Below are 26,995 nucleotides of genomic sequence, written 5' to 3'. Positions count from 1 at the left end.
CAAGGGGAGACCCGCTGGGGTCACAGTTATTTATCTTCGGGCGGCTCGTAGGGAGTGAAATGACGGATGATCTGTTCGAGTATCCGATCTGACTTCCACTGATTGAAATCCGCTCGCATGACGACGAGGTTGTCTTGGTGATGCAGTCCGCCTTTGCTGAGCGGAATGACGTGATCGACGTGGTAGGGAGTGTCGAGTAGCCGCTCCATGCGCTCGCGCATCTCGTAGATGGACGCGATCTTCTGGCTGTCTGCGTCCTCTGTTTTCGCGCCTCTGATCTTCGCTCGCCGCTTAGACTTGGCCGCTCGCCGTAGGTGTGGGTTCGCCTTGTAGTAAGCGCGTCTTGCTTCCTTTCTTCGTTGTGCAGCAGTGGCCTGCCGCTCAGCCCGCCGCGCATCGCGCTCGGTCTTATCGGCCGCAGCCTTGGCTTCCTTCTCTGCTTTGGTCTTGGCTCTCTCAGCGTCTCGGGTGGCCTTGGCTACGGCACGCTCAGCCTTTCGCTGTGCCTGTCGCTCTGCCGCTTGTTGGGCTTTGCGTTCGCGCTCGTGGTCCCAACTGGACTCTTCGAGGTTGCACCAGCGGTTGTCGTCCTTATCGCCGCTGATGTTGCGGACACGCTCAGGCCATCGGCCGGTCATGTAGAAGAAACTGAGCCGGTGAAGGCGATAGTCTTTTCGCCGGATGCGGACCCGGTAGAAACCGTCTTGGTGGGACAACAGGCCAACTGGCTTACCGCCTGCGGGAAAACGGGGCCGGTGCTTCCACGTCATGATTCCAGTGTCAGGATCATAGTGGATGATAGAGAGTAGTTCCTCGTGAGTGATCATCCCTCATTGTAGACGGGTGGCCGGTCGGTTTCACTATTGACCGATGGGATACTCGCCATGACATTGAGAACACTTGGCGATATACTCGCCGTTCGATCCCTCCACGATTATGAAGAGAATGCAGCCGCAGAGACACGCCGCGGTGCGCTGCGGCTTCCGCTTAGGCTGACCGGGAAATGGAATGACGTCTGCCATTAGCGCCTCCGATTTGCAGGATGGTCCGGTGAGGTAGGCCAGCCAGTTAGATCGGTGCCGGTGTGATAGCCGCGTCGCTCGATTTGCGCTTTGATTCCATCATGGTGGTGGCGGCAGAGCGACTGCGTGTTCTCGTAGTCAAAGAACAGTTCCTCGTCGCCTTTGTGTGGATTGATGTGATCAACCACGGTCGCGAGCTTGACCCGTCCTTCGTCCATGCAGAAACGGCAGAATGGCTCAGCCCTGAGGCGAGCCATCCTCAGTCGTTGCCAGGAAGCACGTGAATAAAGCTTCCTCCATTCCTTCGCCTCAGGGCTGCGGTCGTCGTAGCGCTTACGCATCAGCGACGATGTGGTCTGTCCACATAAGCTTGAAGGCCACCGCGTCCCGCTCATCTTCGAAACTGACGACAACCGGGATCACGTAAGCGCAACCGTTTGGGATCGCGATCTGTAGTGGCTCGTCAGCTAACCGGACGCTGTGGGGCGCATGAGAGGGGGTCTCTGCGAGCCACGTCCAGACATCGGGCGCCGGTGCTGACGGTATCGTCCATCCCACCTGACGCTGTCCGTCGCACCGGTCCGGTCGCAGAACGAACGCAGTCACCGCCGCACCGCCATTCGCAGCACTTCAGCCAGGACCGGCACGGCGGTTTGGTTTGCGAGTTCGAAATTCTCTCGCGGATCGACGACGGTCATCAGGATCGTGTCGTCGTCGGGGCCGTAGCCCATGATGAAGCGACCTTCGCCAGTGCGGTGGTCGATGTAGCAGTGGAGATATTTCTTACCGTCGCGCCAACCCACCGTAGGGAACTCGCGCATCAGGGCTTCGACCTTGGCGACCAATTGAGATGTGACGGGCCGGGGCTGGGGTGCAGGCGCCGGTGAGGGACGGGCTGGGGAATCGGGTGGGATTTCCATCACCGGATACCCCACGCGGCGCGGATTTCGGCGAACCCACCGGCACGATGGTAGTAGCGGGCTTGCAGGTCAGGCTTTTCCCACAAGAGGTCGCGAAGCGGCTGATCGATCATCACGGCGATCTCGCGGCTCGTGCGGGCAGAGTTGACGGCGTGGGAGACGGCGATGCGCCAGAGCGCGGCGCGGGTCTCGGGATCGGCGGCGGCGAGGTGCGGGGTGATGTCGGTGACGTCCTGACCCTTCATTGTGATGGTGGTTGCCGGGGTGAGGGCGCGGACGGTGCTGTAGGCGATCAGAAAGGCAGATTCAGCTTTCGTGAAGTCGTAGGTCTGAGTGGTCATCGGGTCCTTTGCTGTTGTTCCAAACGGGTGAAGTAGTCGGCAATCATCACGGCGAGCCTGAACGAGTTGAAGGTAGACGAGCCGGTCGCGTGGGTGTCCGAGTAGATGTTGATATCGGAATTGACCAAGAGTCCGACGTGGGTCTCTTCGTCGGCACACGCCTTCAGCGCCTCCACGAGCATCGCCTGAACCTCAGAGATGACGACGTTCATTGGTCACCGCCTTCGACCTTGCAGCCCATCAGCTTCAATGCGACGAGGCGCGCGTCGTGCGGCGGCAGAACAACCATGTGGAGTTCGCCATAGGCGTCGTAGGCGCCGGGTTTCAGGAAGGGCGCATAGTCTGCGTGGTAGTGGCAGTCACCGGGATCACAGTCTTGGTGATAGGTGATGCCGTTGTTGGCCAACCAATCGGCGGTGATCTCGGGGCAATCCCAAACCCACGCGACTGCGTTGCGCTGAGCCTCTCGCGCTTCCGCCCATTCCAAGACGGTCTCGGCGAGCTTGTCGGCGTCGAACGCACTGAAGTCGTTCGTGCAGCCGATCTCGTTGTCCACCACGTAGATGTCGCCGTGGAAGCAACTCTTGCTCAGGGCGTCCACGAGCATGGCTTTGACGTCGGCGAGCGAGGGACGGCTCATTGATCGCCTCCGCAGCGGAGAGTGAACTCGACGGCGGCGTGGGATTGGCTTGGACCCAACACCAATCGACCGTTTGGATGAGAACCGCTCATCAGGTAGAGACCCGACTTACCGATGTCCCACCAGTTCTGGCGCCTCACGCGGAGACGATTGGCCCGCGCCCAAGCAACGATGATTTGCTCATCGTGTCGTTCGAGCCAGTTGAGGGCGAATTCTGAGTAACCGGAAGGTTGGTAGCCATAGTTGCACGCTCTCACGACGAGCCGGTCACTGAGATCGGACAGGTTCGGCTCAACCTTCGGCTCGCGCCGGAAGATCGAGAACAGACGGTCGATGAGCGAGACGGTCATTGATCGTCTCCAGTTTTGATCGCCCGGCAGAGGAATTCGTGTTCGACACCGGCCGTGGTCTGAAATGGCGGCATCTCGTAGGGCGGCGGTGCGCCGTTGGGGTATTTCTCCGCGTCGAACTTCAGGACTTCGAGGCGGTGAGACCCGTCAGCCAAAATGGCCAGGACGTCGGCCGGGATCACGAGCGGAATGGCGGGACGAGCCCGCTCAGGAAGCTTCGGCTCGCGCCTGAAGACCTTGGCGATGCGGGAGAGGATCGGGATCATTCGACCACCACCACGTCGGGGAAGGTGAGCCGGAACTCGATGGCGTCTTCGTCACGGTCGAACTCAAGCCGAGTTGTGATCCGAAGGGTCAGCATGAAGGCGACGTGCCCGGCGAAGAGCGCGTCCATACCTGACCAAGTTTGATCGTGGCTATGCTCGAAACGACAAGGTCTCGCCGCCAACCACTCCGTCGCCTTCTCGTCCTTTAGGACGAACTGTTCGACGTCCGCGATGGCTTTCTTCACGCAGTCACTCAGATAGTCATCCCTGAGCGTCTCGAATTTGATCTTGTCCAAGTCTTTCGCGAAATGGACTGCCTTCTGCCATTTCAGGCCGTCGGCGAGCTTGAGGGTCACGCTCATCGCGCCACCCGATGAATGTTCACGAGCCACCGGTTCTTCGGACCGAAGGTGCGTTGCAGGATGAAGTCTTCGACCTTCACGCCTTCGAGGGCGGCGTCGAGAGCGGACTCGCCGTGCCGATCCCAATCCAGCACCACCATGCGGTAGCGGCGGGTCAGCAGGCCGAAGAGGATGTGGAGGATGAGGGCGGGTCTCATGGGTGTCTCCGAAGGAGGAACACCAGCCGGGCGGCCGAGACCCACATCAGCGAGCCATGGCCTAGGGCGTAAAACCGTGCGGCGTCGCTCAACCCAGAGCCCAGGTAGCCAGCGACCAACATGACGAAGCCGAGGAACGCCAACAAGAAAACGAGAGCGACATCGAGCATGTCTGTGAAATCGCCCATCACCGCCACCCCAGCAGGAACAGCATCCAAGCGGGCAGGACCGTCGTGGACGTCTGAGACGACGAATTCGATTGGCTGGCGCTCGAAGACGAACTCGCGGTCTGATTGCCACTCGTGCTCGTCTGCGTGGACGTCGAGACGCTGCTAGAGCCCGACACCGATTGAGCCAGGGCGGGGGTGGAGATCATGAGGACGGCTACTGCCGCTACGGCGATGATGTTCTTCACAGGTGTTCCTTTCAGAGGTTGAAAAGCGGGAGGTCAGCCATGCAGCCGAACAGTCGGCGGCGAAGGCTCGGGCGACCGTTCAGGCGCAGGTATTCGCGCTGAATGATCCCGTGGACGTATTCGCGGGCGTGGTATTCGGGAGAGCCGGGGATCATTGCGCTGACCCCTCGTCGCCGAAATTCAAAAACGCGTCTTCGCCGAAGTGCTTGCGGGCTTCGACGTCGTAGGCGCGGGCGGCAGTTTCCTCGTCGGGGAAGTTGCCGATGAAATGGACCTCGCCGTTGAGCGTGATCTGCGACGTCCAGATGTAGCCGTTCTTCCGCAGGTAGACGCCTTTGAAGCGGCTGCTGCCGTCATGGTGGGGGCGAGCGGCGCGGCTGATCTGCGAAGGCGTCGCCTCCACGAGATTGTCCCACCGGTTGTCGCTGGCGTTGAAATTGCGGTGGCGGATCATCGAACGAGGCCACCGGCCGGTCATCCAAAAGAACGCCAGCCGTCCAGCCGGGTAGTAGCGCCCCTCGATCCGAACGATGCAGCCGACGGCGTTGTGCTTGCCACCGGCGATCTTGCCAGCCCGCATCGTGTTGTGACGACGCTGCATGCCGGTTGCCGGATGGGGGATTTTCTTCCAGCGGAATTCGCCAGTATCAGGGAAGTAATCCAACAGTTCCCTGACGTGTTCATGAGTGAGTCCCATGAACCTATTTATCCACACGGACTAGAGGCTAGTCATTATTCGCGTGGTCTGGTGGGTGCGACATCCCGTCCTTTACTAACCCTCACCTATAGGGCGGGACTTTGCTCCTGCCAGCGGATCGGGCGGGGGCGGCGTGTAGGGGAGGGTGATGTCAAAGGTCCAGGTGGGCGAACCCTCAGCGTGGGTCGCGATCATCCCCCAACCGGGCAACTGGCTAATGGCTTGGATGAACGGGTAGGCGTCGGCGAAGGTCGCCGTGATCCGCAGATGGTGGGAGCCGGAAGGCGGGATGAGGTCAGTCATTTACCCTTTCGATGGGGTATTCATCACACCACCTCAACATGAAGGCGGTCGCCTCAGTGAGGCTCTCAAACTCGATCCTGCATCGACAGGCTCGCGCCGACTTGAACATCGTGCCTCTGATTTCGACGATCTCACTGATCGTCGCGGACGCGTTCTCCGTTGCCCAGTTGACCACTGGAGTGAGCACGCGTCGGATCGCGTGCTTGAAGATCGCACGGCGGGTCTCGATCTCGCCGTCATACTGGCCGAACGAGATGGCCCTCAGCGGCGCTGCATAGTCGTCGAGATCACCAACGGCGTAGAACTTCACCTGATTGATCGGCGCAACGATCTCGAAAGCGACGGTCATACCACCTCCACGATCTCGAACTCGTCCGACCATCTGAGCTTGAAGGCGATGGCGTCAGCGGCGGTCTTGAAGGTGAAGCGACGCGTGGAGCCGCCCCAGAAACCCCGCGGCGCGCCGCTCTCGTATGGGATGCCGCGTTGAGAGGCCCACTCCATAACGTCGGGGAGCGTTTCTCCGGTCTCCAAGACGATGTCGAGCGCGACGGTCACGCCTCCACCTCCACGATTTCGAACTCGTCGCTCCACCGCAGCTTAAACGCGACGGCGTCGGCGGCGGTCTTGAAGGCGAAACCACAACGAAGAGCCCGCGCAGGCGGAACCCGCTTAATGGCGTCCATAATCTGATCGTAAGTGGGCAGAGCGTTGATCGTGGACGTCGGAGCGCATTCCTTCAGCCACGTGCTGAGAGGCTCCAGGGCGGTCTCAATTGCCGTTCTGAAGAACTTCGGGCGCTCGTCCCAACGCGACGAGACCTGCACCAAAGCCGGAAGGTAGGTCTCCGGCGGCACGACGATTTCGAGCGCGACGGTCATTCCTCACCCCCGAACCGAAGCTTGAACTCGACGGCGAGGGCGTGTTGCTCGGGCGCGAAGACGACCATCGCTTTCCCCCAGCTTCGCCATTGGTAGAAGCCGGGCTCCGTCCAAAGGGAGTGGTCGCCACGGTCCGGATCGATGTTGCAGGGGAGCCCGCGCGACTTGCAGAACGTCAGCGCCTCTGACGCAGCCTCAGGCATGTTCCAGAGACTGAAGACGATGAACCCCTCGTGCGTGAGTTCATCGAAGAAAGGGTTGAAGCCGATCTTCGCCCGGATCGTTCCCCGAACGATGTGGGCGCCGGTCACTTGCGATGTGGCCAACAGGGCAGGCGAGATGGTGATGGGCTTCGTCATCACAGCCACCTCATCTTGAACGCGATGACGTCCCGTTCTTCCACGAGCGTGATGCAGTAGAGTTCGCGACCTTCCGGACCATCAACGATCACGTAGGGGCCGGGCGTGCGGATGTTGCCGCCGATCCACTCCCGCATCTCACCGCGGGGCGCGTAGCCTGCGAACGAATAGGGGAGGGTGGTCATTCTTCGATCCACCGCAGCTTGAACGCCACCGCGTCCCGGTCTTCCCCAAAGCTCACGTCGAAGGCGAAGGAAGACCCCCGGCTCCATTGCGTCGGACCTTCCTGATTGCTCAGGGCGAACGACGGCGTGTTCTCGACGATCCACGCCATGATCGGCACGGTCTCGGCGGTCGCGCCGCTGACGCGGAAGGTCTTGCGTTCGGTGATCCGGGTCTTCGCCACGGGGGCGCGGTGGAGCGCGTTCACCTGCGTCTGAAGTGGTGAGCATCGCTGCGGAGTTGGCCAGCATCGCCGCCGGGATGGTGGTGATGGGCGGCAGGCTCATTTCGCCACCTCCGGCTTCACAGCCGCCCTAATTCCCATCCACAGCGACGACAAACCGAGCACGGTCAGCGCCGACGCCGTCACGTGGACGATGACGCCGAGCGCCACGGTGTGGAGCCGGTAGATGAGGGAGAGATCGAATTCGATCAGGAAGGCGGCGCCGAGGTGTAGGAGTTGGGCTACGACCAACAGAACGAGGCCATCGCGGATGTCGCGAATGATGAGTTTTGAGTCCATGGTGGTATTTAGGACGGACATTACAGCCAGCAGAGCGAGAACTTTACCGCGTCGGCGTCGTCATCGAAGACGATGTCAGCCTCCCGCCAGGAACGCATTCCCTTCGTCACAATCCACTCCTGAGTGACCCGGCAACGCGAGCCTACTTCGGAGCGGAGCCACTCCGCGATCTCGGGTGTCATGATGATCCTCACTTCGGCGGACCTTCAAAGCATCCGAGAACGAAATCCCCGAGCGTCTCAAGCGCCGGAAAGCACTCGTCTAGTCGATGCTCGAAAACATGCAGGCGGTGCCGCCCAGAGGGGCCAACGCGTAGCGAGCGAACCGGCTTGACGCCATTGAGGCGACACCACACGTCGAATTTTGTCTCTCCGCCATTAGTAGTGACGTAGAACCGGTTGGGGTTGGATGGGGTGGTGGGGGTTGGGGTCATACTTTCAAACTTTCCAATTCAATCATCGACTCTAAACAACAACTCTTCAACTTCTTCCCACCAATACCCACCAACTCAACATCATCTTTGTTTTTACTGAAGGAATGGATGAATTGAGCTAGTGGGGTTTGTTGGGGTTGATGGGGTTTACTGCTTCGGGAATGGCAGCACTCGGCTCCGTTCACCGACAAAGCGGTATTCGGTGGTGTTGGCTCGCGTCCGCTTGGACACGACATCGTGGTAAAGCCCACCCGCCAAGCGGGAGAGGCTCCGCCCGAAGGTCATTTCGTTGACGTAGCGAGTCCCCGTGGGGTCGGCGATCTCCGCCCACGGGCGGAAGCTTGCTTCCATGATCTGGCTAGACCGCATCCACTCGCCACGAGGGATGGTGCTGCATTCGCTGAGCCAGCGTTCCACCGGGTCGCGGTAGCGTTGCTCGGTCTGAATCTGTTGCACGGCGGCGAGCCCGTCGGCTTCGGCGAAAAGCGGGGCGTCGGCGTCTTCATCGATGGAGCGCCAAATCGCCAAGGCGTCGAAGCCGAGGATCGTGGCCCGATCTAGTTGCCCGACGTCGATTTGGAGGAACCGCCGGTTCCCGGTCTCGTCGCGAATGGTGAGATCGATCTCTTTGTTCGTGGCCGCGATGAAGGTGCTCATCAGGGTCTTGAGGCTTGCTTTCTCGTAGGACTGCCGGACCTGCCGAACCTTCGAGGTCATCAGACCCTTGAGTTTTTCGAGGTCGGCTTTGCCGATGCCCGGCATCTCATCGAAGAACATCACGGGCATGCGGGTGAGGTCGTAGGCCGTGCTCGTGTGCTCCATCATTCCGAAGTCGGCGACGACGTAGAAATCCTCCAGCGGCGTCAGCAGGTGGGTGATGAGCGTGGACTTGCCGCACCCCTGCGGTCCGAACAGCACCGGCATGAGGTGACTGCCGTGGCTCCAGCGACCCCGCATGTGGTTCTTCACCCGGTGAATGAAGTTCGCGAGGGCGACTTCGGCCGCTTGGCGGTTCCGGTCGTTGAGGGCGGCGTCGCCGGTATCTGTCACGAGATAATGGGCCAGCCGCTTAAGTTCGAACCGGTCGCCGAGGTCCGGATCGTAAGCGAGATGTTGAACTCGCCGCTGCATGACGCGCAGAACTTCGTCAGCCTGCCAATTGAGCAAGGCGGCTTCGGCGTCCCGTCGGGTCAGGTGGTTGTAGCTCCCGCACCAAAGGGCGATCTCACGGAGCACGTAGTTGATGTCGCGCTCTCGTTCACGGCTGCGAAAGTTGCCGTTGTAGTCCAGCGAGTAACCGCGACTCCGGATGAACAGCGGGATGAAGTCTTCGGCGGTCTGCGGCACGGTGCCGAGATCGCTCTGAATTCGACACCGACGGACTTCCGCGCGGGCTTTCTTTTCGGACATCCCCGCGTTGGTCACGAGAGCCTCTTCTAGCCGCTTCCACGTGTAGTCGCCGGGTGAGATGCCTTCTGCATGCTCAGCAGCGTAAATCAACTCTGCGATCTCGCGCTGTCCAGCGCGGTAGTCGGGTGCCCAGTTGTTGAGGATGGCGATGATATCGTTCATTTCTTCCTTATGCTGTTTTCGACAGTCTTCTCATGATGGCAGCAAGGCGTTGTTCTTTTTGCTCATCGGGGTTGATTGAGTTGCCTGAGGCGACGTGACGCTGAGCCGCAAAGCGGACAGCGTTTTGCGCCTCGTGGCGCGCGTAGGGCCGATGCGACTTCCCGCCTCTGCGGCTCATTTCGAGCCCGAGCGCGAGAACGATTTCGGGTGTGCAGGGCAGACCCTTGGCCAAGGCGCGGCCCGCGACCTTGACCATGAAAGAGTAGAAGCGCCCACCGCTGGGGCTCATCAGGTAGGCGTCGATGAACTCGGGTCTAACCAAGGGCGAGCGGTCGAAATCCATCAGCGCGAAGATGTCGTGGTCTTCCACGCTGGCCACGTATTCGGCGAGGAATGCCGTCGTGGCCGCATCGTCGGGTTTTTCTCGGATGACCGGCGGGTAAGCCGACATGATGATCTCGGGATCGAGATCATCGCCCTCCAACACGGCGGCGAAGCCGTGGTGACCGTCGCTTTCGTTCGGGAGTTTGTCTGAGGCGCCGCGCCAGCGATGCGCGACGATGCTCAGCCGCCCAACGTCGAAGGTGGACTCGTCGAAGATCGAGCCGAGCATCTGATTGATGCTCGTGCAGAGCGCCTCGTAGGTGGGACCATCAACCGGTTTCGTGAATGGGATGATGACCCGGTAGCGGTTGGTCGTCAGAGACGAATTCGTGGTCGTGTGGACGACGAAGCGGAACCCGACACGGGCCAACAGGGCAACCATGCCGTCGAAGCCAGGATCGCCCGGCTTGTCACCATCGACGTCGCCGGTGAAGGCGTAGCGCTGAACAACGTTGATGGACCCGCGCTGCGGTGGATCGAACAGCGCCGGGACGCTGCACATCGCGGCGGTCTTGGTGTCACGCGCGAACGGTAGCTCTGAAGCATAGCGGAGGAGTTCGGCGTATTCGTCAAAGGTTGCGTCAACCGTTTTTGGCCGGTTATCGTGAACATCATCAAAGAAACTGACGTGCATAAAGAAACCCCTCACTCGGGTCGCGGGCCAAGTGAGGGGTTTCAGTTGAACTCAGCGCCATCCCGACGGCTGGAGTTAAAGGAAATCCGTGAACGTGGACCCGCGACGATCTCTGTTCTAAACATTATTTATCACAGCAGGTCGTCAGGCCGGAAAATTGAAATGAAGAACCCCCGACCATGCGCGAGCCGGGGGTTCATTGGCTCAAGTCTTCATGGGACGAGGGGAGCCAAACTGTGGTCAACAACAGCCAGATATTTATATCAGCCGCCCGATCCTGTATAAATATTCATGAGTGGTCGGGGTAGCCTCTTGCCCACTCCTTGGGTTCCTTGAATAGTAGCGTGTGTTAGAGCCGTCGGACCTCCAGCCCGGCGGCTCTTTCATTTCAGGGCGTCCCGACGCCATTGCTCGCGGAGTTCCCGTTCTTGGACCGTAGTGGTCCCGATTTCACCGATCTCTTCGCTGGTCGGGCAGCGTAACGGTTGGCCAAGCTCCGCAGAACGGGCGCGCCAATACGTTGCTCGTTCGAGGACGTAGTCGCTGTCCTTAAGACGCTCCGAGATCATCTTGCCCGTGCAGGGATCGTGAAGCTTTCTCGCGCAACCGCCTAGCGCAGCGACGAGCATGATCGTGGTGATGGCTGTTCGCATGGTCCCCCCGTGGGGAGCATGCCATCAACGAAGTCGGGTGGCTAATTTCTGCCCGTCCCGAGACAGCGCGACGGTATATTCGACCCATTCGACGTCGAGCGCCGGACATTCGTCCACGACGCGATCCCACAGCGGCTTCAACATCTGAATGGCGTCGTCGTCTTCCCGGCAGAAGGCTAGCCAGTTGACCGCTCTAGCCCATGCCACGAGGTCAACGGCGGTCTGATAGTCGCCGCACATCAGCAGGAGACCGGGATAGAGGTCAGGGCTGATCCACTGCGACTCCGACTCCACCCATTCCACGGGCACGTCGCAGAGACGGGCGGCGACGAGAAAGGTCGTGACGGCGCTCATTGCACCGCCTCGCATCTGGCCAACAGGTCAGCCACGTCTTCGCCCGCCTCAGCGATGGCGCGGAACGACTCTTCTATGGTGAGGAAGACGACGGGGTTCTGTTCCACGAGGATCGTCACGGCGGTGGCCCAATCCCTGAGGCTCGGGACGGGCTCACGCGCTTTCATCCCGATCCTCTTCATGATGTTCGCGACCGCCTCGTAAGCGGCTTCGAACACCTCCAGGGGATCGGCGCCCAGGAGCCGGGCATGGATGAGGAAGTTCTCCAGGGGCGTCATTTGCGGCGCCTCCCATAGCGGGCGAGGTCTTCGTTCTCACGAAGCCACGTGGCGACGCGCTGGAGTTCGTCGGCGGTCCCGTTGTTTTTGATGCGGTTTGATTTCGCGGACACCACCCGGACGTTGCCCTTGATGTAACCGAGGTCGCCGATGACCCGGTCAATCGTGGGGCTGTAGTCCCAAATCGCATTCTCTCCGGTCAGTAGGGGAATGTGGAGCACCGGACAGACGTCGCCGATCTCAAAGTCATCTTCGGTGAGATCGAACGGGACGCCGAGCCGCTCGGCGCGGGTTCGGGCTGCGGAGAGTAGGAGCCTCTTCGGGTGGCGTTCTCGGTAGCGGCGCCGCGCTTCGCGGCGAGCGGAGGGATCAGAGTAGGGCAGGGAACCCCTGCGCTGACGTCATCAGCAGGAATGTCATACGGCTATTTACGGCCGGACGTTGAAATCACGCCGATAAGTAGGTGTGGGCGGTCGGGAAGGAGTCCATTTTGCCCGGTTGCCCGGTTCGTAGGGAAGCCCGCCGTCTCCAGCCGGTGGGCTTCTTTGCGTTTGGTCCTGTTTCGTTCTCGTCGTGTTCGAGCTACGATTAACGGATGCAAAGGCCAGAGCCCACCCTCGCCATCCTCCGAGACACCGACAAAGAGCTAGAGGTGGACTGCCGGAATTGCGCCCGGCGGGAGTATCTCGATCCGCTCGCTGCGTTCCTGCGCTTCGGCGAGACCACGACGTTCACCCGCGCTCGCGAGATCGCCCGTTGTCGCTATTGCGACGCCGCAGGTCCCTCTTGGGTGAAGGTCGGCGTGGCGATCCCCCGCCATATTCGGGACATCCGGATTCCCGGTCTGCGCTCTCAGAAATGAGCGTCACGGCAGGGGCACTGGTTAGCGGATAACCCCTGCATCGGCCGCGCCCGACCGCCGTGCCTTTCTGAGTGGTGAGCGGCGCGTGACGCCCGACTATAGCCCGAGCGAATTGGTTCACCAACTCGGGTGTCTTGCTCGCGACAACGAAACATATGTAGCACACGAGCGCGGCGGCCAAAGGGCAGGAACCGCGACGAAAGGGCGTCGTTACCCTTCGCATGCAGCGGGGGTTCTTGGGAGGCGAGCATGGCCACAAGCTCACGCGAGCAACCGCGCAACTGGATCTGGTGGCTGGTCGGCGGCCTGGTCATCGCCCTGGTGGTGATCGGCGCCTACATGTTCGCGGCGCGGGCCCAGCAAGCCGATCTGCCGCGGCCGGCGGACCTGGCGGTGGACCTGCCGAGCCCGTCCAGCCTGCCGGACGCGCCCAACCTGCCGCCGGCGCCGGTGCCGGCGCCCAGGTGAGCCATGCCTGGCCCCGGACATTCCCGGCCCCAGCCGCTGGTGTGGCTGAGCCTGACCGTGCTGATCGCCCTGTCGCTGACGTTCGGCTTTGCGGCGCTGCGGACCAGCGCACCGGACATCGCCGCCTCGGGGCCGGTGGTCCAGACGCCCAGGGCGCCGCCGCCGACGCCGCTTCCCGACGCTGAACCCAAGAGAGGCTCATGAGCTCAGACCGACCCCACGACTCCCCATCCAAGCCGCATTACCCCAAGCGGAAGATCCCGCCGCTGGTGTGGATCATCGTCGCGATCTTCGTGGGCTGGGCGGTCATCTTCTTCGTGCAGCGGGAAGGGGCGGTCGAGACGCCGTCCGGCGGGACCCACCCGACCGCCGAGCAGGCGCCGGCCGTCGCTCCGGCCACGCCCGTGACGCCGGCCGCACCGGGCACGCCGCAGACCGCCAACCCCAGCTAGCGCTGCGCGGACCTGGCGTGGGCGAGGGCCGCCAGTCGGCAGGCCGAGGCCAGCGAACTGGCGCCCCGGCCCTCGTCGAGGCGGGTGATCAAGCCGGCCAGGCTCTCGCCGCGGGCCGCGGCCATCTCTTCCAGGACGGCCCAGAACTCCGGCTCCAGCGCCACGGAGGTGGCGTGGCCGGCGAGGAGCAGGGACCGCTTGGAAAGGCGTGGCATGGGAGCGATACATGCCCGCATAACCGCCCCGCCGAAAAGAGCGAGGGGCGGGTCTTGCGAAAAAATGACGCCTGCGTCATTTTCATGGATCATCAATCTCACTCTGGCAGAGCCGCCGCGATGACCGCCGTCGATTTCGATCCCGCCCTCGCGCCCGCCGAGAAGACCCAGCCGCGGGCCTATTCCTACAAGCTGCAATGGGGTCCGGCCCTGAAGGCGCTGCAGCGCCTGCTGGCCGACAAGGAGGACACCCGCCAGGTCTTCGAGATCATGCGGGCGCTGAACGGGGACTCCACGGCCAAGGCGTACCAGCGCCTGCTGACCACCACCGAGGGCGGCCGGCTGGCCTACGAGCGGGTCGAGCTGGCCCACAAGCTGATGGACGACGCCTGGCTGGACAGCTTCCCCGAGGGCTCGGTGGGCGCGGCCTACCGCACCTTCGTGCGCTCCGAGCAGCTGTCGGCGGAGGGGCTGGCGATGGTCAGCCGCGAGGGCGTGGGCGACATCGACAACCCGCACCCCTACGCCTGGATGGGCCGGCGCACCCGCGACGTGCACGACATCTGGCACATCCTGACCGGCTACGGCCGCGACGCCCTGGGCGAGGCCTGCCTGGTGGCCTTCTCCTACGCCCAGACCAAGGGCCTGGGCTGGGCGCTGATCGCGCTCGGCGCGGCGTTCCGCTCCGGCCGCAACGGGGCCTATCCGTTCAAGAAGGCGATCCTGGAGGGCTACCGGCGCGGCAAGGCGGCCGCCTGGCTGCTGGGCGAGGACTACGAGCGGGTGCTGAACGAGCCGCTGGAGTCGGCGCGCCGCCGGCTCGGCATCGTTCCGGCCAAGGTCTACGAATCGATCCCGCCGGCCAACCGGGACATCCTGCCGGCCTAATCCTCGCGCCGGGCCTGGTCGAGCCGCCGCTCCAGCTTGGCGGCCTCGGCCTTGGCGGCGGTCTTCTCGAGCTTGGTGCGCCCGAACCTGACCCGGTTCTCCGCTGCGCCGGCCTTGGCCTGCGAGCGGGCCTTCGCCTTGCGCGCCTTGTTCAGGTTGACGATCTCGCTCACGCCCCGGGGCCTCCACCTCGCGTCACGCCCGCCAGAATAGCCGAGCGCTCGACAATCGCCCAAACATTAGGCACTTAACCTCGGAAATGCGGGGACTGCTCGGTCGCATCGGCGCCAGCGCCATGGGGCGCCGCCTGGGCCTCCCCAGGTCGCTCCCCGTATTCGTGCTGATCATCGGCATGGTCGCCTCCACCGCCGCCTCACTGCAGGTGCGCTGGCTCGTCGAAGCCAAGGACATGGAGCGGTTCCAGCACGCCGCCGACCAGACCAGCGGCGACATCGCCGCCCGCATGCAGGCCTATGTGGCCATCCTGAAGGCGGGGGAGGGGCTGTTCCACGCCTTCAAGGGCGAGGTGGACGCCGCCCAGTTCACCGCCTTCGCGGACCATCTGGAGCTTCCCGCCGTCTACCCCGGCATCCAGGGGATCGGCTTCAGCCGCAAGGTCGCCGCCGCGGACAAGGCGGCGCTGATCGCCGAGATCCGCCGCCAGGGGGATCCCGACTTCACCATCCGGCCGGACACGCCGCGCGAGGAGGTGCACGCCATCGTCTACCTGGAGCCGCGGGACGCGCGGAACGAGGCGGCGATCGGCTTCGACATGTTCACCCACCCGGTCCGACGCGCGGCCATGGCCGCCGCCCGCGACGCCGGCGAGCCGGTCATGTCGGGCAAGGTGGAGCTCGTGCAGGAGATCACCGAGGACAAGCAGGCCGGCTTCCTGATCTACCAGCCGGTCTACCGGGGCGGGGCGACGCCGACGGCGGTCGAGGAGCGCCGGCGGCTGCTGGACGGGTTCGTCTACGCGCCCTTTCGCGCCGACGACCTCCTGCACGGCATCTACAGCGACCAGCAGAACCCGCGGGTCGACTTCGCCGTCTACGACGGGGCGCCCGAGCCGGAAAACCTGCTGCACCGCTCGTTCAGCGGGAGCGTCGCCGCGCGCGCAGCCGACGCCAGGTTCACCAGCGAACGGCGGATTACCATCGCCGGGCGGACCTGGACCCTGCGCTTCTTCACCCGGCCCGAGTTCGAGCTGGGCTCCGGGCGCAGCTTCCCGCTGCTGTTCCTCGGCGGCGGCATGCTGGCCACCCTGCTGGTGGCGGCGGCCACCTGGTCCCAGGTGAGGGCGCGCCTGGCGGCCGAGCACGAGGTGGCCGCGCGCCAGGCGGCGGAGGGCCAGCTTCGGCTGCTGCTCGACGAACTGAACCACCGGGTGAAGAACACCCTAGCGACCGTGCAGTCGGTCGCGGCCCAGACGCTGCGCGAAGGCCAGGCGCCGCACGAGGCCCGCGAGGAGTTCGAGGGCCGGCTGGTGGCGCTCAGCCAGACTCACGACCTGCTGACGCGCGATTCCTGGCGCGGCGCGAGACTGGCCGACCTAGTGCAGGTGGAGGTGGCCCCCTACGAGAGCGCCCGCACCGGCCGGGTGGCCGCCAAGGGACCTGCGGTGTGGCTGTCGCCGAACCTGGCGGTGGCGCTCGGGATGGCACTGCACGAACTGGTCACGAATGCGGTCAAGTACGGCGCGCTCTCCACCGACGCCGGCCGGGTCGAGATCGAGTGGCGGCTGTCGGGCCAGGGGGCCGAGCGTCGCCTGGAGCTGTGCTGGGAGGAAATCGGCGGGCCGCCGGTGGCGCCGCCGACCCGCAAGGGTTTTGGCGCGCGGCTGATCACCACCGGGCTGCGCCGTCAGCTGAACGGTCAGGTGGACCTCATCTTCGATCCGGCCGGCGTGCGCTGCACCATCGACATGCCTCTGCCGGAGGACTAGCCCGAGCGGCGGCCGCGACGGCGAAACCGCGCCGAAGGCTGGAGTGTTGAATCCGCAGACCCCGGCGGCGTGGCCGCGGGGGCGATGCGGAGGACGAGGAATGATGCTCCTGCACTCGCTGATCAAAGAGCACATGGAGGTGGTCGGCTCCGACGGCGGTCACGTCGGCAAGGTCGACCACGTGCTCGGCGAGGAGATCGAGCTGGCCAGGCTCGACCGGTCGTCAGGGTTCAAGCACCACTACATCCCGATGACCTGGGTCGACCACATCGACAACGACCGGGTCTGGCTGAACATGACCGGCCAGGCCGCCACCACCGCCTGGCGCGAGAAGCATTAGGATCGTCCCTTCCTCCCCTGCGGAGCGGGGGTGGGGGAGAGGGCGAGCCGCCCGCGCAGCGGAACGAGAAGTGCAGATTGGAGCGGGACGCAGCGCCGCGCTTGGGGCTTTCCCTTTCCACCACACGCTCTTCAGCCGGCGTGCGCCGGCTTCGGCGCGCGGTCCCCCTTTCCCATGAATGGGAAAGGAAGAAGGCTACGGCAGGTCGGCCCGCGTGAGGGCGGCGAAGACCGGCGCGTCGAGGCCGGGGATGCGGGGCTCGCCTTCGCCGCGCCAGAGCGCGCAGAGGACGGCCACGAGCTGGGCGCCCGCATGGTCCAGGTGCCGCCTGGCGTCGAGGATCGCGCCGCCGGTGGAGATCACGTCCTCGACCAGCACGACCTTGCGGCCCCGCAGGTCGCCGCCTTCCACAGCCAGGCAGGTGCCGTAGGTCTTGGCTTCCTTGCGGACGAAGGCGGCCGGCTTGCCGCTGGCCAGGGACATGGCGGTGGCGATCGGCACGCCGCCGAGTTCGACGCCCGCCAGCACCTCGGCCTCCGCCGGCACGAGGGGCAGCATGGCGGCCGCGACGCGGGCCAGCAGCTTCGGATCGGCCTCGAAGCGGTACTTGTCGAAGTACTCGCCGGAGACCTTTCCCGAACGGAGGGTGAAGCGGCCGGTCAGGTGGGCGGCGGCGTGGAGGTCGCCGCCCAGCACCTTGCGGGCCGCCGCGTCCATCAGCCGACCGAGGCGCAGAACCGCTGGATGCGGCTGCAGGCCTCCTCCAGCACCTGGTTGGAGGTGGCGTAGGAGATGCGGAAGAAGGGCGAGAGGCCGAAGGCCCCGCCGAACACCACCGACACGCCCTCGGTCTCCAGCAGCTCGACGGCGAAGTCCTCGTCGCTCTGGATCACCTTGCCCGAGGGGGCCTTCTTGCCGATCAGGCCCTCCACCGAGGGATAGACGTAGAAGGCGCCTTCCGGCGTCGGGCAGTTGATGCCGCGCGCCTGGTTGAGCATCGAGACGACGAGGTCGCGCCGCTCCTGGAACAGCTTGGCGTTGGGCTTGATGAAGTCCTGCGGCCCGTTCAGCGCCTCCACCGCCGCCCATTGCGAGATGGACGAGGGGTTGGAGGTGGACTGGCTCATCACCTTGGCCATCAGCTTGATCAGCGGCTCGGGGCCGGCCGCATAGCCGATCCGCCAGCCGGTCATGGCGTAGGCCTTGGAGACCCCGTTCATGGTCAGGGTGCGTTCGTAGAGGGCCGGCTCGACCTGGGCGATGGTCCAGAACTCGAAGTCGTCGAACACCAGGTGCTCGTACATGTCGTCGGTCAGGATCCAGACGTGCGGGTGGCGCAGCAGGACGTCGGCCAGCGCGCGCAGCTCGGCCTTGGTGTAGGCCGCGCCCGACGGGTTCGACGGGGAGTTCAGGATGATCCAGCGCGTGCGCGGCGTGATCGCCCGCTCCAGCGCCTCCGGCTGCAGCTTGAAGCCGGTCTCGGCGCTGGTGGGCGCCGGCACGGGCACACCCCCGGCCAGCAGCACCATGTCCGGATAGCTGACCCAGTAGGGCGTCGGGATCACCACCTCGTCGCCCGGGTTCAGGGTGGCGACCATGGCGTTGTAGATCACCGGCTTGCCGCCGGGCGAGACGTTGACCTGGGCAGGCTTGTACTCGAGCCCGTTCTCGCGCTTGAACTTGGCGACGATGGCTTCCTTCAGCTCGGGGATGCCGTCGACGTTGGTGTACTTGGTCTTGCCGGCGCGGATCGCCTGGATGGCCGCTTCCTTGATGTTGTCCGGGGTGTCGAAATCGGGCTCGCCGGCCGCCAGGCTGATGACGTCGCGGCCCTGCGCTTTCAGCTCGCGCGCCTTCTGGTCCGCCGCCAGGGTGGCGGAGGGCTTCACGCGGGAGAGCGCGGCGGATTGCAGCGACATGGCCAGGGGGCTCCAGAAGTGGAAGGAAGTCGGGGCGCCCGTTTACCTGAAGGCCTCACTCGACGGAACCCGGGGCCCGCAAAGAACCGGAGCTTCGCCGCAGGCGTTTGCCCAAAGGCAACAGGGGAGCTGTTCAATGAGACCCGTCCGATCGCTCGCCGTCGGCCTGGCGATCGCCGCCGGCCTTTCCGGCTGCCAGGAGGAGCCGCCGCCCGCGCCGGCCAAGACCGCGCAGGCCCCGCCGGCGCCGCCGCCGTCGCCGCCCGAGCCGCCGCCGCCGCCCTACGTGGGGCTGTGGGCCGCAAAGGCCGACCTCTGTCCGCAGGGCGCCTGGGTGTTCGACCGCGACAAGGTGGTGACCGCCGGCGAAGTGGCGTGCGAGTTCCAGCAGGTCAGCGAGACCAGCTCCGGCTACCAGGTCACCGCCACCTGTTCGGCCGAGGGCGAGACCAAGCCCTACCAGTTCAGCCTGACGCTCACCGATCCGGCCCCGCCGCGCTCGATGACCGTCTCCCGCGGCGCCTGGGACGGGCCGATCACCCTGATGCGCTGCCCGCCGTAGGAAGGGCGTCGCGTCTCAACATCCGGGCCATGCGTCTGCGGCCCCCGAGCTTGACCCGGCTCGCCCGATAAGCGACGCCTCCGCCGATGCGCCGCCTCCTCTTGTTCCTCACGAACATGGACGCCAAGGCCTGGCGGGCGCTGGCCGTCTCCTTCGTGCTGTTCGGCGGGGTGGGGGTGGTGTTCCTGTTCGGCGCCCAGGTGCTGGGCTTCGACGGCGAAGCGACCGTCGAGGAGTGGCTGGGGCTGGCGGCGGACGGGCCGTGGGCGCTGCCGGCGGCGGTGGCCGCCTTCGCCCTGCTGGCCTTCCTGGGCGTGCCCCAGTTCGTGCTGATCGCTGCGGCGGTGGTGGCGTTTGGGCCCTGGACGGGATTCGCCTACAGCTGGATCGGCACCATGGTCTCGGCGGTGGTCGGGTTCGGCGTCGGCCGGCTGGCCGGCGCGCGGACGCTGGAGAGCTTCTCGGGCGACAGCGTCAAGCAGTTCATCGAGCTGGTCGGCCGCAACGGCTTCTGGGCCAGCCTGATCGTTCGCCTGGTGCCCTCGGCGCCGTTCATCGTCGTCAACATGGCCGCGGGCGTGACGCCCATGCGGCTGCGCAGCTTCCTGGCCGGCACCGGCCTGGGCATCGTCCCGAAGATCGCGCTGACCGCCTTCGCCGGGAACTCCATCGTCCAGGTGATGCGCGGGGAATGGGCCGCCCACCTGCCGATGCTGGTCGGCGTCGCCGCCGCCTGGCTGATCATCGGCTGGTATGCGCGCCGGTGGCTGAAGTCGCGAGAGGCGGCGGCGCGGCAAGGGTTGGTTGTCGAGGCAGACCCACCTCTGCACGACACCTAAGGCGCGATGCTGAAGAAGCCGGATCGCTAGAATGGCAACAGAAGATTTTCGCCCAGTGATGCCTCAGTTTGCCCCAGGCAGACGAATTGAGGTTGATCCATACTCCGTCACCGCGACGCCCCTTCAGATGACCTTCCAGAGCCAAGTCATTTCATCAGGAACCGCATTCTTTTGGCGGCGCAACAACCGCACATACCTGATTACGAACTGGCACAATGTAAGCGGCAAGAATCCGAGGACCGGAGTTCATCTTTCTCCGACGGCCGCTGAACCCAATTCCCTGAGCTTTGACGTGTTCGAAGGGGGGGACATCAACCGGAGGCGAGCGGCCATTGGTCAGATTCGCGACGCTCAAGGTAAGCCTCTCTGGCTTGAGCACCCGGTGCATCGGAAGCGGGTGGACGTCGTAGCCCTCGAATTGGGATCCCTCAATCCGAAATGGGTCTACCCAATCAATGAATTGGCGGTTGGAAGTATCAGGGCGCAGATTGGAGGCGACGCGTTTATTCTCGGGTTCCCGATGGGCGTGGGGCCAAGTCGTATGGCAATCTGGAAACGAGCAAGCATCGCGACCGAACCAGACATTGATGTCGAAAACCTCCCCTTGATGTACGTGGACACAGCGACTTCGGCGGGGATGTCTGGTTCGCCCGTCATCATCCGGTCGACGCTCGGGGAGAGGGACGACGGTTCGCGCGTGATGATGCTCGGCCCCATGACGCGGTTCATCGGTATCTATTCAGGTCGGCTGCAACCTGACGGAGCCGTCGGTGCGCAGCTTGGGTTCATCTGGAAGGCACCGGTCATTGATGAGATCATTGACGGCCAGCAGCTCGGTTCGACTGAGTGATTGGTCATGCGTCTGGCCGGTAGGATCTTGCGCGAAAGCCACATCTGACGAGCTTCACGGCACGACCATTGCGCGAGCGTGCCCGATCGGCTATCAAGCTTTCCATGCGCACCTGGCCCCAAAGCCTGTCTCTTCTGCTTCGGCTTAGCCGCCCCTGGGCGCCTTACTAGGCTGCGCGACCTCTTCGCGGCCGGGCGCTTCAGGGGATGACCTGACCGCCCGATCGGATTAAGAACTCCCGCGAAGAGACCTCCCATGAGCACCGAACAAAACACCGCCGCCTCCGAGCGCGACCGCGTCATCGTTTTCGACACCACCATGCGCGACGGCGAGCAGTCGCCCGGCGCCTCCATGTCGCTGGACGAGAAGCTGGAGCTGGCGAAGATCCTCGAGGAGATGCGGGTCGACGTGATCGAGGCGGGCTTCCCGATCGCCTCCAACGGCGACTTCGAGGCCGTCCGTCAGGTCTCCGAGATCGTCACCGAGAGCGTGGTCTGCGGCCTGGCCCGGGCAGGCGTGGCCGACATCGAGCGCTGCGCCGAGGCGATCAAGCCGGCCAAGCGCGGGCGGATCCACACCTTCCTGTCCACCAGCCCCTCGCACCGGGACCACATCCTGCGCGCCAGCCAGGAGGACATCCTGGAGATGATCACCGGCTCGGTGACCATGGCCCGCAACTTCTGCGGCGACGTCGAGTGGTCGGCTCAGGACGCCACCCGCACCGAGCAGGACTTCCTGCGCCGCTGCGTCGAGGCGGCGATCAAGGCCGGGGCGACGACGATCAACATCCCCGACACGGTCGGCTACACCTACCCCAGCGAATACGCCGACATCTTCCGCGACCTGATCGAGAACGTACCGGGCGCGGACCGGGTGATCTTCTCCACCCACTGCCACAACGACCTGGGCCTGGCCGTCGCCAACAGCCTGGCCGGCGTGCAGGGCGGGGCCCGGCAGGTCGAGGTCGCGGTCAACGGCATCGGCGAGCGGGCCGGCAACGCGGCGCTGGAAGAGATCGTCATGGCGCTGAAGGTGCGCGGCGACCGGCTGCCCTACCACACCGGCGTGGACACCACCCACATCACCCGCGCCAGCCGCTACGTCTCGGCCATCACCGGCTTCCCGGTGCAGTTCAACAAGGCCATCGTCGGCAAGAACGCCTTCGCCCACGAGAGCGGCATCCACCAGGACGGGATGCTGAAGCACCGCGGCACCTACGAGATCATGACTCCAGAGGACGTCGGCCAGGGCAGCTCCAACCTGGTGATGGGCAAGCACTCCGGCCGCCACGCCTTCCGCGAGAAGCTGAAGGACCTGGGCTACGAGCTGGGTCAGAACGCCCTGAACGAGGCGTTCCAGCGGTTCAAGGACCTGGCCGACAAGAAGAAGCACGTCTACGACGACGACCTCATCGCCCTGGTGGACGACGCCCTGGCGCACGGGACCGACCGCATCCAGGTCAAGCACCTGCGCGTGCTGGCCGGCACCGAGGGCCCGCAGGAAGCCAACCTGACGGTCACCGTCGACGGCGAGGAGCGCTCGGCCAAGGCCACGGGCGACGGGCCGGTGGATGCGGTGTTCAACGCGATCCACGAGGTGGTCCCGCACACGGCGATCCTGCGCCTGTTCCAGGTGCATGCGGTGACGGAGGGCACCGACGCCCAGGCCCAGGTCTCGGTGCGTCTGGAGGAGGACGGCCGGATCGCCACCGGCCAGGCCGCCGACACCGACACCCTGACCGCCTCGGCCAAGGCCTACGTCAACGCGCTGAACAACCTCTTCGCCCGCAAGGAGAAGAGCGCGCCCGACGACGCCAAGGTCGCCAGCGGCTTCTGATTCCCGCCCGTTCCCCGCGGGTGCGGGGAAAGCAGTTTCTCCGTACCAGCGGGCCGTCGCGTGCGCGCCCGGCTGCACGAGCATGAGCGGGGGCTCACATGCTCTGGATATTCCTGACGGCCGCGGCGGCGCCGCTGCAGGTCGCGCGCAACGCCCTGCAGCGCGGCCTGGTGGGCGACGCCGGGCCGTGGGGCGCGACCCTGGTCCGCTTCCTGTTCGGCCTGCCGTTCTCGGTGGCGATCTTCGCGGTGGTGGCGCTGCTCACGCCCGGCGCCGAGCCGCACGCCTCGGGGCGGTTCTGGCTGGCCGTCGCCGTCGGGGCGTTCGGCCAGGTGATCCAGACGGCCCTGCTGCTGCTGGCCATGCGGCGCTCGGGCTTCGCCGTGGCGACCTTCATGCAGCAGACCAACCTGCCGCTCTCGGCCCTGTTCGGCTGGCTGGTGTTCGCCGACGTGATGGCGCCGGGGGCCTGGGCCGGGCTGGCCGCGGCCACGGCGGGGCTGTGCATCCTCTCCTGGCCCAAGGGCGGCTTCCAGTCGGGCGGCCTGCTGGGCTCGGTCCTGGGCGTCGCCTCGGGCGCGGCGATGGCGGTGGTGCTGAACGCCTACCGGCAGGCAGGCCTGGCGCTGGAGCCGGACCATCCGATCTATGCCGGCACGGCGGCGGTCTGCATCGCCCAGGCGCTGCAGTCGCTCGGCCTGACCCTGATCCTGGCCGTCACCAAGCCCGCGGCCCTCAAGGCGGTGGCGGTCTCGTGGCGCGAGTCGCTGGGCGCGGGGTTCTGCGGGGCGGCGGCCTCGGCCTGCTGGTTCAGCGCCCTGGCCATCGCGCCGGCCGGGCAGGTGAGGGCGGTCGGCGTCGTTGAACTGCCCATCGCCGCCGCCGCCGGCCGACGGCTGTTCAAGGAGAGGCTCAGCCTGCGCCAGATCGTCGGCGGAGTGGCCACCGGACTTGGCGTGGTGACGACGGCGCTGGCCTGAGTAAGGTTGCGGCCATGGCTGACCTCGACAGAAGGACGGCGCTGGCCGCCGGTTTCGCCGCGATGCTCGGACCCTCCGCCGCCTGCGCCGCGGGCGCCCGCTGGGAGCCGCGGGCGGACATCCCCTGGCCCGTGCAGGAGGTCTACGGAACGGCGCTGGGCGAGACGGTCGTCATCGCCGGCGGCATGGCGCCGTCGCAGGGGGCGGTGAACCCGCAGGACCGCACGGGGATCTACGATCCGGCCGCCGACCGCTGGCGCGAGGGGCCCCGGCTGCCGTTCCCGCGCCACCATCCGGCGCTCGCGGCCGCGGGGGGCAAGGTCTACGCCTTCGGCGGCTTCCGGGAGACCGAGGCCGGGTCCTGGGTCGCCATCCCCGACGCGCTGCGCCTGGACGAGACCTGGACGCCTGTCGCCGCCATGCCGCGCCTGCAGTGCGAGACGGTGGCCCTGGGGCTGGGGGAGCGGGTCCACGTCGTCAGCGGGCGCGCGCCCAAGGGGGCGGCCAACGCCGGCTGGCGCGACCACGGCGACATCGACCTGCACCAGGTGTTCGAGCCCGCCTCCGGCCGCTGGACGACGGCGCGGCCGTGTCCCGAGGCCCGCAACAGCGCCACGGGCGCAGTGATCGACGGGCGCCTCTACCTTGCCGGAGGGCGTCGGGTGGGGGAGGGCAACAGCGCCCGTCTCGACCGCTACGACCCGAGGACCGACGCCTGGGAGACGCTGCGGCCGATGCCCAAGGGCGCCGGCGGCCTGGCCGGCGCGGCGGCCGGCGGCAAGCTCTATGTGTTCGGCGGCGAGGGCGGTCCGGGCATGATCCCCGAGTGCTGGAGCTACGATCCGAAGACCGACGAATGGACCGCCGAGCCGGCCATGCGCACGCCGCGCCACGGTCTGGCCGGCGCCGCCGTCGGCGGCCGCGTCTACGCCATCGGCGGGGGGGTGAAGGAGTCCGGCGGACAGGTCAGCGCCGTCAACGAAGCCCTGGTCCTGGGCTGACGCTTGCTGCGCCGCAGAGCCCTGCTGCTGTCGCTGCCGCTCCTCGCGGCTCTGCCCGCCTGCGGGCGGGAGCAGACGGTGACGGTGTTCGCCGCCGCCTCGCTGCAGGACGCGCTGAACGAGGTGGGCGGCGCCTACACCCGGCAGACCGGCCAGCCGGTGCGCTTCTCCTACGCCGCCTCGTCGGCCATCGCCCGCCAGATCGAGCAGGGCGCGCCCGCCGATCTGTTCGTCTCCGCCGACCGCGACTGGATGGACTACGCGGCCGAACGGCGGCTGATCCAGCCGGCCAGCCGGCGCGACCTGCTCGCCAATCGGCTGGTGCTGATCGCCCCGGCGGGGTCGGAGGCGCAGATCGCCATCGGACCCGGCATGCCGTTGGCCCCCGCGCTGGGCGACGGCCGGCTGGCGATGGCCGCGCCGGACGTCCCCGCGGGCCGCTACGGACGCGCCGCCCTGACGAGCCTGGGCGTCTGGGAGAGCGTCGAGGCCCGCGTCGCCCCCGCCGAGAGCGTGCGGGCGGCGCTGCAGTTCGTGGCCCGCGGCGAGGCCCCGCTGGGCGTCGTCTACGAGACCGACGCCAAGGCGGACCGGCGGGTGCGGATCGTCGGCGCCTTCCCGGCCGAGAGCCATCCGCCGATCGTCTATCCGGCCGCGCTCACCGGCCGCGGCGCCGGAAACCGTGCGGCGGGGCGATTCCTCGCCTATCTATCGGGACCTGAGGCCAGCGCGATCTTCCGGCGCCATGGTTTCAGCGTCACGCCGCCACGGTGAGTCCGCGCCGCATGAAGTTCATCGCCGCCGTCGCCGCCGCCCTGCTGGCGGCCGCCTGCAGCCAGCCGAGCGCGGGCCAGCCGACGGCCAAGGGCCGGTTCCCGGAGCCCGACCGGCCGATCGCCGAGATCGTCAGCTCGACCTGGTCATCGGGGCCGGACCGGGACAAGGCCGACGAGTCCGGCCAGATCATCCGCGCGCTCGGCATCGGGCCGGGCATGGCGGTGGCAGACATCGGGGCCGGGTCGGGCTACCACGCCCTGCGGCTCTCGCCGGTGGTGGGACCGGAGGGGCGGGTCTACGCCCAGGACGTGACCGAAGCCTACCTTGCGGAGCTCCGTCGCGAGCTCACCCGGCGCGGCATCTCCAACGTGGAGACTGTGGTCGGGGCGGGCGACGATCCCAAGCTGCCGCCGGCCTCGGTGGACCGGGCCATCCTGGCGCACATGTACCACGAGATCGCCCAGCCCTACGCCCTGATGTGGAACCTGGTCCCCTCGCTGAAGCCCGGGGCCAGGGTGGGCGTCCTCGACGTCGATCGGCTGCCCGAGCACCACGGCACCCCGCCGGCGCTGCTGAAGTGCGAGCTGGAGGCGGTGGGCTACCGCCAGACCGACTTCATCACGCTGGAGGGCGGCCTCGGCTACCTGGCGATCTTCGAGCCGCCGGCGCTCGAGGCGCGGCCGGCGCCGGGCAGCATCAGGCCGTGCCGCCACCGCCGATCAACTTGATCAGCTTCTTCGGCGCCTGGGCGCGGTAGCTCTCGTCGATCCAGGACTTCAGCGTCTCGAGCGGCGGGACCTCGTCCGGCGCGGGATCGAAGCTCACCCAGCCGCTACGGCCCAGGCCGTAGCCGGCGGGCTTGGCGAACGGCAGCTCGAGCGCTTCGGGCCCAGTGAAGGGCAGCTTCACCGACAGGCTGAACGGCTGACCGGCCGGCGGCAGGTAGGCGAAGGTCTTGTCCCTGACGGCCAGGTCCAGGTGGCCCGGCCAGGGGCTCTTCAGGTGCGCTTCCGGATAGGTCAGGCCGAACCGGCGCAGCGCCTCGGCAAGGTCTTCGGGGGCCATCGGAATCTCCCCTGCGATTCGCGGTTTAGGCCTGCACGCCACAGGCGAATCCGGCCTTGCGCGATTCGCCCACAGAGATATGCCCCTTGTACTGGCAGAACGCCGCGCGGCGGGGGCGCGCACCCCTTGAATAACCCTTGATCTCGACTCTACGGCAAGGCACACGAGCTACTGTCCTGTCAGCGAGTCC

42 protein-coding genes are annotated in these 26,995 nt (G+C 65.8%); 14 read left to right on the top strand and 28 right to left on the bottom strand.

The window, feature by feature from the left end; genetic code table 11:
• Window positions 1-26: 26 nt before the first annotated feature.
• From ACFSC0_RS20505 to ACFSC0_RS20395, 23 genes are all read right to left on the bottom strand, one after another.
• A complete protein-coding gene (locus ACFSC0_RS20505; protein ID WP_377355257.1) occupies window positions 27-770 on the bottom strand; it encodes a hypothetical protein in 744 nt (247 codons plus the stop codon).
• Between the two features lie 251 nt (window positions 771-1,021).
• Complete coding sequence (locus tag ACFSC0_RS20500; protein WP_377283363.1) at window positions 1,022-1,363, bottom strand: HNH endonuclease signature motif containing protein; 342 nt, start codon at window positions 1,361-1,363, stop codon at window positions 1,022-1,024.
• A 261-nt stretch (window positions 1,364-1,624) separates the two neighbouring features.
• Window positions 1,625-1,867, bottom strand: coding sequence for a hypothetical protein (locus ACFSC0_RS20495; protein ID WP_377283362.1), 243 nt, complete (start codon window positions 1,865-1,867; stop codon window positions 1,625-1,627).
• A gap of 74 nt (window positions 1,868-1,941) precedes the next feature.
• Entirely contained in the window at window positions 1,942-2,283 is a 342-nt protein-coding gene (locus tag ACFSC0_RS20490; protein WP_377283361.1) for a hypothetical protein, read from the bottom strand.
• On the bottom strand, window positions 2,280-2,495 hold the full coding sequence (locus ACFSC0_RS20485) for a hypothetical protein (protein ID WP_377283360.1): 216 nt from the start codon (window positions 2,493-2,495) through the stop codon (window positions 2,280-2,282). Before ACFSC0_RS20485 ends, ACFSC0_RS20490 begins: the two co-directional genes overlap by 4 nt.
• A complete protein-coding gene (locus ACFSC0_RS20480) occupies window positions 2,492-2,923 on the bottom strand; it encodes a hypothetical protein (protein ID WP_377283359.1) in 432 nt (143 codons plus the stop codon). Before ACFSC0_RS20480 ends, ACFSC0_RS20485 begins: the two co-directional genes overlap by 4 nt.
• A complete protein-coding gene (locus tag ACFSC0_RS20475) occupies window positions 2,920-3,273 on the bottom strand; it encodes a hypothetical protein (protein WP_377283358.1) in 354 nt (117 codons plus the stop codon). The genes ACFSC0_RS20480 and ACFSC0_RS20475 overlap by 4 nt, the downstream gene beginning before the upstream one ends.
• Window positions 3,270-3,539 (bottom strand): hypothetical protein, encoded by a 270-nt coding sequence (locus ACFSC0_RS20470; protein ID WP_377283357.1) that lies wholly within the window; start codon window positions 3,537-3,539, stop codon window positions 3,270-3,272. The genes ACFSC0_RS20475 and ACFSC0_RS20470 overlap by 4 nt, the downstream gene beginning before the upstream one ends.
• Window positions 3,536-3,901 carry a hypothetical protein gene (locus ACFSC0_RS20465; RefSeq protein WP_377283356.1) on the bottom strand — a complete coding sequence of 122 codons (366 nt, stop codon included), beginning with the start codon at window positions 3,899-3,901 and terminating at the stop codon, window positions 3,536-3,538. The genes ACFSC0_RS20470 and ACFSC0_RS20465 overlap by 4 nt, the downstream gene beginning before the upstream one ends.
• Window positions 3,898-4,098 carry a hypothetical protein gene (locus ACFSC0_RS20460; protein WP_377283355.1) on the bottom strand — a complete coding sequence of 67 codons (201 nt, stop codon included), beginning with the start codon at window positions 4,096-4,098 and terminating at the stop codon, window positions 3,898-3,900. Before ACFSC0_RS20460 ends, ACFSC0_RS20465 begins: the two co-directional genes overlap by 4 nt.
• Window positions 4,099-4,664: 566 nt before the next feature.
• Entirely contained in the window at window positions 4,665-5,210 is a 546-nt protein-coding gene (locus ACFSC0_RS20455; protein WP_377283354.1) for an HNH endonuclease, read from the bottom strand.
• A 295-nt stretch (window positions 5,211-5,505) separates the two neighbouring features.
• Entirely contained in the window at window positions 5,506-5,862 is a 357-nt protein-coding gene (locus ACFSC0_RS20450; protein ID WP_377283353.1) for a hypothetical protein, read from the bottom strand.
• Window positions 5,859-6,071, bottom strand: coding sequence for a hypothetical protein (locus ACFSC0_RS20445; protein ID WP_377283352.1), 213 nt, complete (start codon window positions 6,069-6,071; stop codon window positions 5,859-5,861). Before ACFSC0_RS20445 ends, ACFSC0_RS20450 begins: the two co-directional genes overlap by 4 nt.
• Window positions 6,068-6,394 (bottom strand): hypothetical protein, encoded by a 327-nt coding sequence (locus ACFSC0_RS20440; RefSeq protein ID WP_377283351.1) that lies wholly within the window; start codon window positions 6,392-6,394, stop codon window positions 6,068-6,070. The genes ACFSC0_RS20445 and ACFSC0_RS20440 overlap by 4 nt, the downstream gene beginning before the upstream one ends.
• Window positions 6,391-6,753 carry a hypothetical protein gene (locus ACFSC0_RS20435; RefSeq protein WP_377283350.1) on the bottom strand — a complete coding sequence of 121 codons (363 nt, stop codon included), beginning with the start codon at window positions 6,751-6,753 and terminating at the stop codon, window positions 6,391-6,393. Before ACFSC0_RS20435 ends, ACFSC0_RS20440 begins: the two co-directional genes overlap by 4 nt.
• Complete coding sequence (locus ACFSC0_RS20430; RefSeq protein WP_377283349.1) at window positions 6,753-6,938, bottom strand: hypothetical protein; 186 nt, start codon at window positions 6,936-6,938, stop codon at window positions 6,753-6,755. The genes ACFSC0_RS20435 and ACFSC0_RS20430 overlap by 1 nt, the downstream gene beginning before the upstream one ends.
• Complete coding sequence (locus tag ACFSC0_RS20425; protein WP_377355256.1) at window positions 6,935-7,159, bottom strand: hypothetical protein; 225 nt, start codon at window positions 7,157-7,159, stop codon at window positions 6,935-6,937. Before ACFSC0_RS20425 ends, ACFSC0_RS20430 begins: the two co-directional genes overlap by 4 nt.
• A 99-nt stretch (window positions 7,160-7,258) precedes the next feature.
• Window positions 7,259-7,498 (bottom strand): hypothetical protein, encoded by a 240-nt coding sequence (locus ACFSC0_RS20420; protein ID WP_377283347.1) that lies wholly within the window; start codon window positions 7,496-7,498, stop codon window positions 7,259-7,261.
• A 580-nt stretch (window positions 7,499-8,078) separates the two neighbouring features.
• Entirely contained in the window at window positions 8,079-9,503 is a 1,425-nt protein-coding gene (locus ACFSC0_RS20415; RefSeq protein ID WP_377283346.1) for a VapE domain-containing protein, read from the bottom strand.
• Window positions 9,504-9,510: 7 nt separating this feature from the next.
• Window positions 9,511-10,521: a hypothetical protein gene (locus ACFSC0_RS20410; protein ID WP_377283345.1), complete on the bottom strand. Its 1,011-nt coding sequence runs from the start codon at window positions 10,519-10,521 to the stop codon at window positions 9,511-9,513.
• Window positions 10,522-11,198: 677 nt separating this feature from the next.
• The gene (locus ACFSC0_RS20405; protein WP_377283344.1) at window positions 11,199-11,528 is read right to left on the bottom strand and encodes a hypothetical protein; all 330 of its coding nucleotides are present in this window, start codon (window positions 11,526-11,528) and stop codon (window positions 11,199-11,201) included.
• On the bottom strand, window positions 11,525-11,806 hold the full coding sequence (locus tag ACFSC0_RS20400; protein ID WP_377283343.1) for a hypothetical protein: 282 nt from the start codon (window positions 11,804-11,806) through the stop codon (window positions 11,525-11,527). The genes ACFSC0_RS20405 and ACFSC0_RS20400 overlap by 4 nt, the downstream gene beginning before the upstream one ends.
• On the bottom strand, window positions 11,803-12,027 hold the full coding sequence (locus ACFSC0_RS20395) for a hypothetical protein (RefSeq protein WP_377283342.1): 225 nt from the start codon (window positions 12,025-12,027) through the stop codon (window positions 11,803-11,805). The genes ACFSC0_RS20400 and ACFSC0_RS20395 overlap by 4 nt, the downstream gene beginning before the upstream one ends.
• Window positions 12,028-12,917: 890 nt before the next feature.
• Here ACFSC0_RS20395 and ACFSC0_RS20390 point away from each other — a divergent pair.
• From ACFSC0_RS20390 to ACFSC0_RS20380, 3 genes are read left to right on the top strand one after another with little or no spacing between them, the layout of a single operon-like run.
• A complete protein-coding gene (locus ACFSC0_RS20390) occupies window positions 12,918-13,136 on the top strand; it encodes a hypothetical protein (protein WP_377283341.1) in 219 nt (72 codons plus the stop codon).
• 3 nt (window positions 13,137-13,139) lie between these two features.
• Window positions 13,140-13,340: a hypothetical protein gene (locus tag ACFSC0_RS20385; RefSeq protein WP_377283340.1), complete on the top strand. Its 201-nt coding sequence runs from the start codon at window positions 13,140-13,142 to the stop codon at window positions 13,338-13,340.
• A complete protein-coding gene (locus ACFSC0_RS20380; protein WP_377283339.1) occupies window positions 13,337-13,588 on the top strand; it encodes a hypothetical protein in 252 nt (83 codons plus the stop codon). The genes ACFSC0_RS20385 and ACFSC0_RS20380 overlap by 4 nt, the downstream gene beginning before the upstream one ends.
• On the opposite strand, the gene ACFSC0_RS20375 is transcribed toward ACFSC0_RS20380, so the two are convergent.
• On the bottom strand, window positions 13,585-13,803 hold the full coding sequence (locus ACFSC0_RS20375) for a ribbon-helix-helix domain-containing protein (protein ID WP_377283338.1): 219 nt from the start codon (window positions 13,801-13,803) through the stop codon (window positions 13,585-13,587). The two genes, ACFSC0_RS20380 and ACFSC0_RS20375, sit on opposite strands and share 4 nt — an antisense overlap.
• A gap of 120 nt (window positions 13,804-13,923) precedes the next feature.
• On the opposite strand from ACFSC0_RS20375, the gene ACFSC0_RS20370 reads away from it, so the two are divergent.
• Window positions 13,924-14,691 carry a Coq4 family protein gene (locus ACFSC0_RS20370; RefSeq protein WP_377283337.1) on the top strand — a complete coding sequence of 256 codons (768 nt, stop codon included), beginning with the start codon at window positions 13,924-13,926 and terminating at the stop codon, window positions 14,689-14,691.
• On the opposite strand, the gene ACFSC0_RS20365 is transcribed toward ACFSC0_RS20370, so the two are convergent.
• Window positions 14,688-14,864, bottom strand: coding sequence for a DUF4169 family protein (locus ACFSC0_RS20365; protein ID WP_377283336.1), 177 nt, complete (start codon window positions 14,862-14,864; stop codon window positions 14,688-14,690). The two genes, ACFSC0_RS20370 and ACFSC0_RS20365, sit on opposite strands and share 4 nt — an antisense overlap.
• A gap of 86 nt (window positions 14,865-14,950) precedes the next feature.
• Between ACFSC0_RS20365 and ACFSC0_RS20360 the strand changes: the two genes are divergently transcribed.
• Both ACFSC0_RS20360 and ACFSC0_RS20355 read left to right on the top strand, forming a co-directional pair.
• Complete coding sequence (locus ACFSC0_RS20360; protein ID WP_377283335.1) at window positions 14,951-16,636, top strand: CHASE domain-containing protein; 1,686 nt, start codon at window positions 14,951-14,953, stop codon at window positions 16,634-16,636.
• A gap of 100 nt (window positions 16,637-16,736) precedes the next feature.
• Complete coding sequence (locus ACFSC0_RS20355; RefSeq protein ID WP_377283334.1) at window positions 16,737-16,976, top strand: DUF2171 domain-containing protein; 240 nt, start codon at window positions 16,737-16,739, stop codon at window positions 16,974-16,976.
• 195 nt (window positions 16,977-17,171) lie between these two features.
• Here ACFSC0_RS20355 and pyrE read toward each other — a convergent pair whose 3' ends face one another.
• Window positions 17,172-17,693: an orotate phosphoribosyltransferase gene (pyrE, locus tag ACFSC0_RS20350; protein WP_377283333.1), complete on the bottom strand. Its 522-nt coding sequence runs from the start codon at window positions 17,691-17,693 to the stop codon at window positions 17,172-17,174.
• Window positions 17,693-18,895 (bottom strand): pyridoxal phosphate-dependent aminotransferase, encoded by a 1,203-nt coding sequence (locus tag ACFSC0_RS20345; protein ID WP_377283332.1) that lies wholly within the window; start codon window positions 18,893-18,895, stop codon window positions 17,693-17,695. The genes pyrE and ACFSC0_RS20345 overlap by 1 nt, the downstream gene beginning before the upstream one ends.
• Before the next feature lie 136 nt (window positions 18,896-19,031).
• On the opposite strand from ACFSC0_RS20345, the gene ACFSC0_RS20340 reads away from it, so the two are divergent.
• The 8 genes from ACFSC0_RS20340 (at window position 19,032) to ACFSC0_RS20305 (ending at window position 26,468) form a co-directional block, all read left to right on the top strand.
• Window positions 19,032-19,457, top strand: a complete 426-nt coding sequence (locus tag ACFSC0_RS20340; RefSeq protein ID WP_377283331.1) for a hypothetical protein — start codon at window positions 19,032-19,034, stop codon at window positions 19,455-19,457.
• An 86-nt stretch (window positions 19,458-19,543) separates the two neighbouring features.
• Window positions 19,544-20,296, top strand: coding sequence for a TVP38/TMEM64 family protein (locus tag ACFSC0_RS20335; protein WP_377283330.1), 753 nt, complete (start codon window positions 19,544-19,546; stop codon window positions 20,294-20,296).
• Window positions 20,297-20,327: 31 nt separating this feature from the next.
• Complete coding sequence (locus tag ACFSC0_RS20330; RefSeq protein WP_377283329.1) at window positions 20,328-21,146, top strand: trypsin-like peptidase domain-containing protein; 819 nt, start codon at window positions 20,328-20,330, stop codon at window positions 21,144-21,146.
• 255 nt (window positions 21,147-21,401) lie between these two features.
• Entirely contained in the window at window positions 21,402-22,982 is a 1,581-nt protein-coding gene (locus ACFSC0_RS20325) for a 2-isopropylmalate synthase (RefSeq protein ID WP_377283328.1), read from the top strand.
• 98 nt (window positions 22,983-23,080) lie between these two features.
• The gene (locus ACFSC0_RS20320; RefSeq protein ID WP_377283327.1) at window positions 23,081-23,962 is read left to right on the top strand and encodes a DMT family transporter; all 882 of its coding nucleotides are present in this window, start codon (window positions 23,081-23,083) and stop codon (window positions 23,960-23,962) included.
• A gap of 14 nt (window positions 23,963-23,976) precedes the next feature.
• Entirely contained in the window at window positions 23,977-24,963 is a 987-nt protein-coding gene (locus ACFSC0_RS20315; RefSeq protein WP_377283326.1) for a Kelch repeat-containing protein, read from the top strand.
• Window positions 24,964-24,966: 3 nt separating this feature from the next.
• The gene (gene modA, locus ACFSC0_RS20310; RefSeq protein ID WP_377283325.1) at window positions 24,967-25,737 is read left to right on the top strand and encodes a molybdate ABC transporter substrate-binding protein; all 771 of its coding nucleotides are present in this window, start codon (window positions 24,967-24,969) and stop codon (window positions 25,735-25,737) included.
• An 11-nt stretch (window positions 25,738-25,748) separates the two neighbouring features.
• Complete coding sequence (locus ACFSC0_RS20305) at window positions 25,749-26,468, top strand: class I SAM-dependent methyltransferase (RefSeq protein ID WP_377283324.1); 720 nt, start codon at window positions 25,749-25,751, stop codon at window positions 26,466-26,468.
• Here ACFSC0_RS20305 and ACFSC0_RS20300 read toward each other — a convergent pair.
• Window positions 26,437-26,805 carry an MmcQ/YjbR family DNA-binding protein gene (locus ACFSC0_RS20300; protein WP_377283323.1) on the bottom strand — a complete coding sequence of 123 codons (369 nt, stop codon included), beginning with the start codon at window positions 26,803-26,805 and terminating at the stop codon, window positions 26,437-26,439. The two genes, ACFSC0_RS20305 and ACFSC0_RS20300, sit on opposite strands and share 32 nt — an antisense overlap.
• Window positions 26,806-26,995: the final 190 nt, after the last annotated feature.

Origin of the sequence: Phenylobacterium terrae (assembly GCF_042681205.1) — a bacterium.
GTDB classification, from domain to species: Bacteria; Pseudomonadota; Alphaproteobacteria; order Caulobacterales; family Caulobacteraceae; genus Phenylobacterium; species Phenylobacterium terrae.
The sequence above is the reverse complement of the archived record's forward strand: the minus strand, read 5'-3'. Positions and strand labels throughout refer to the sequence as shown.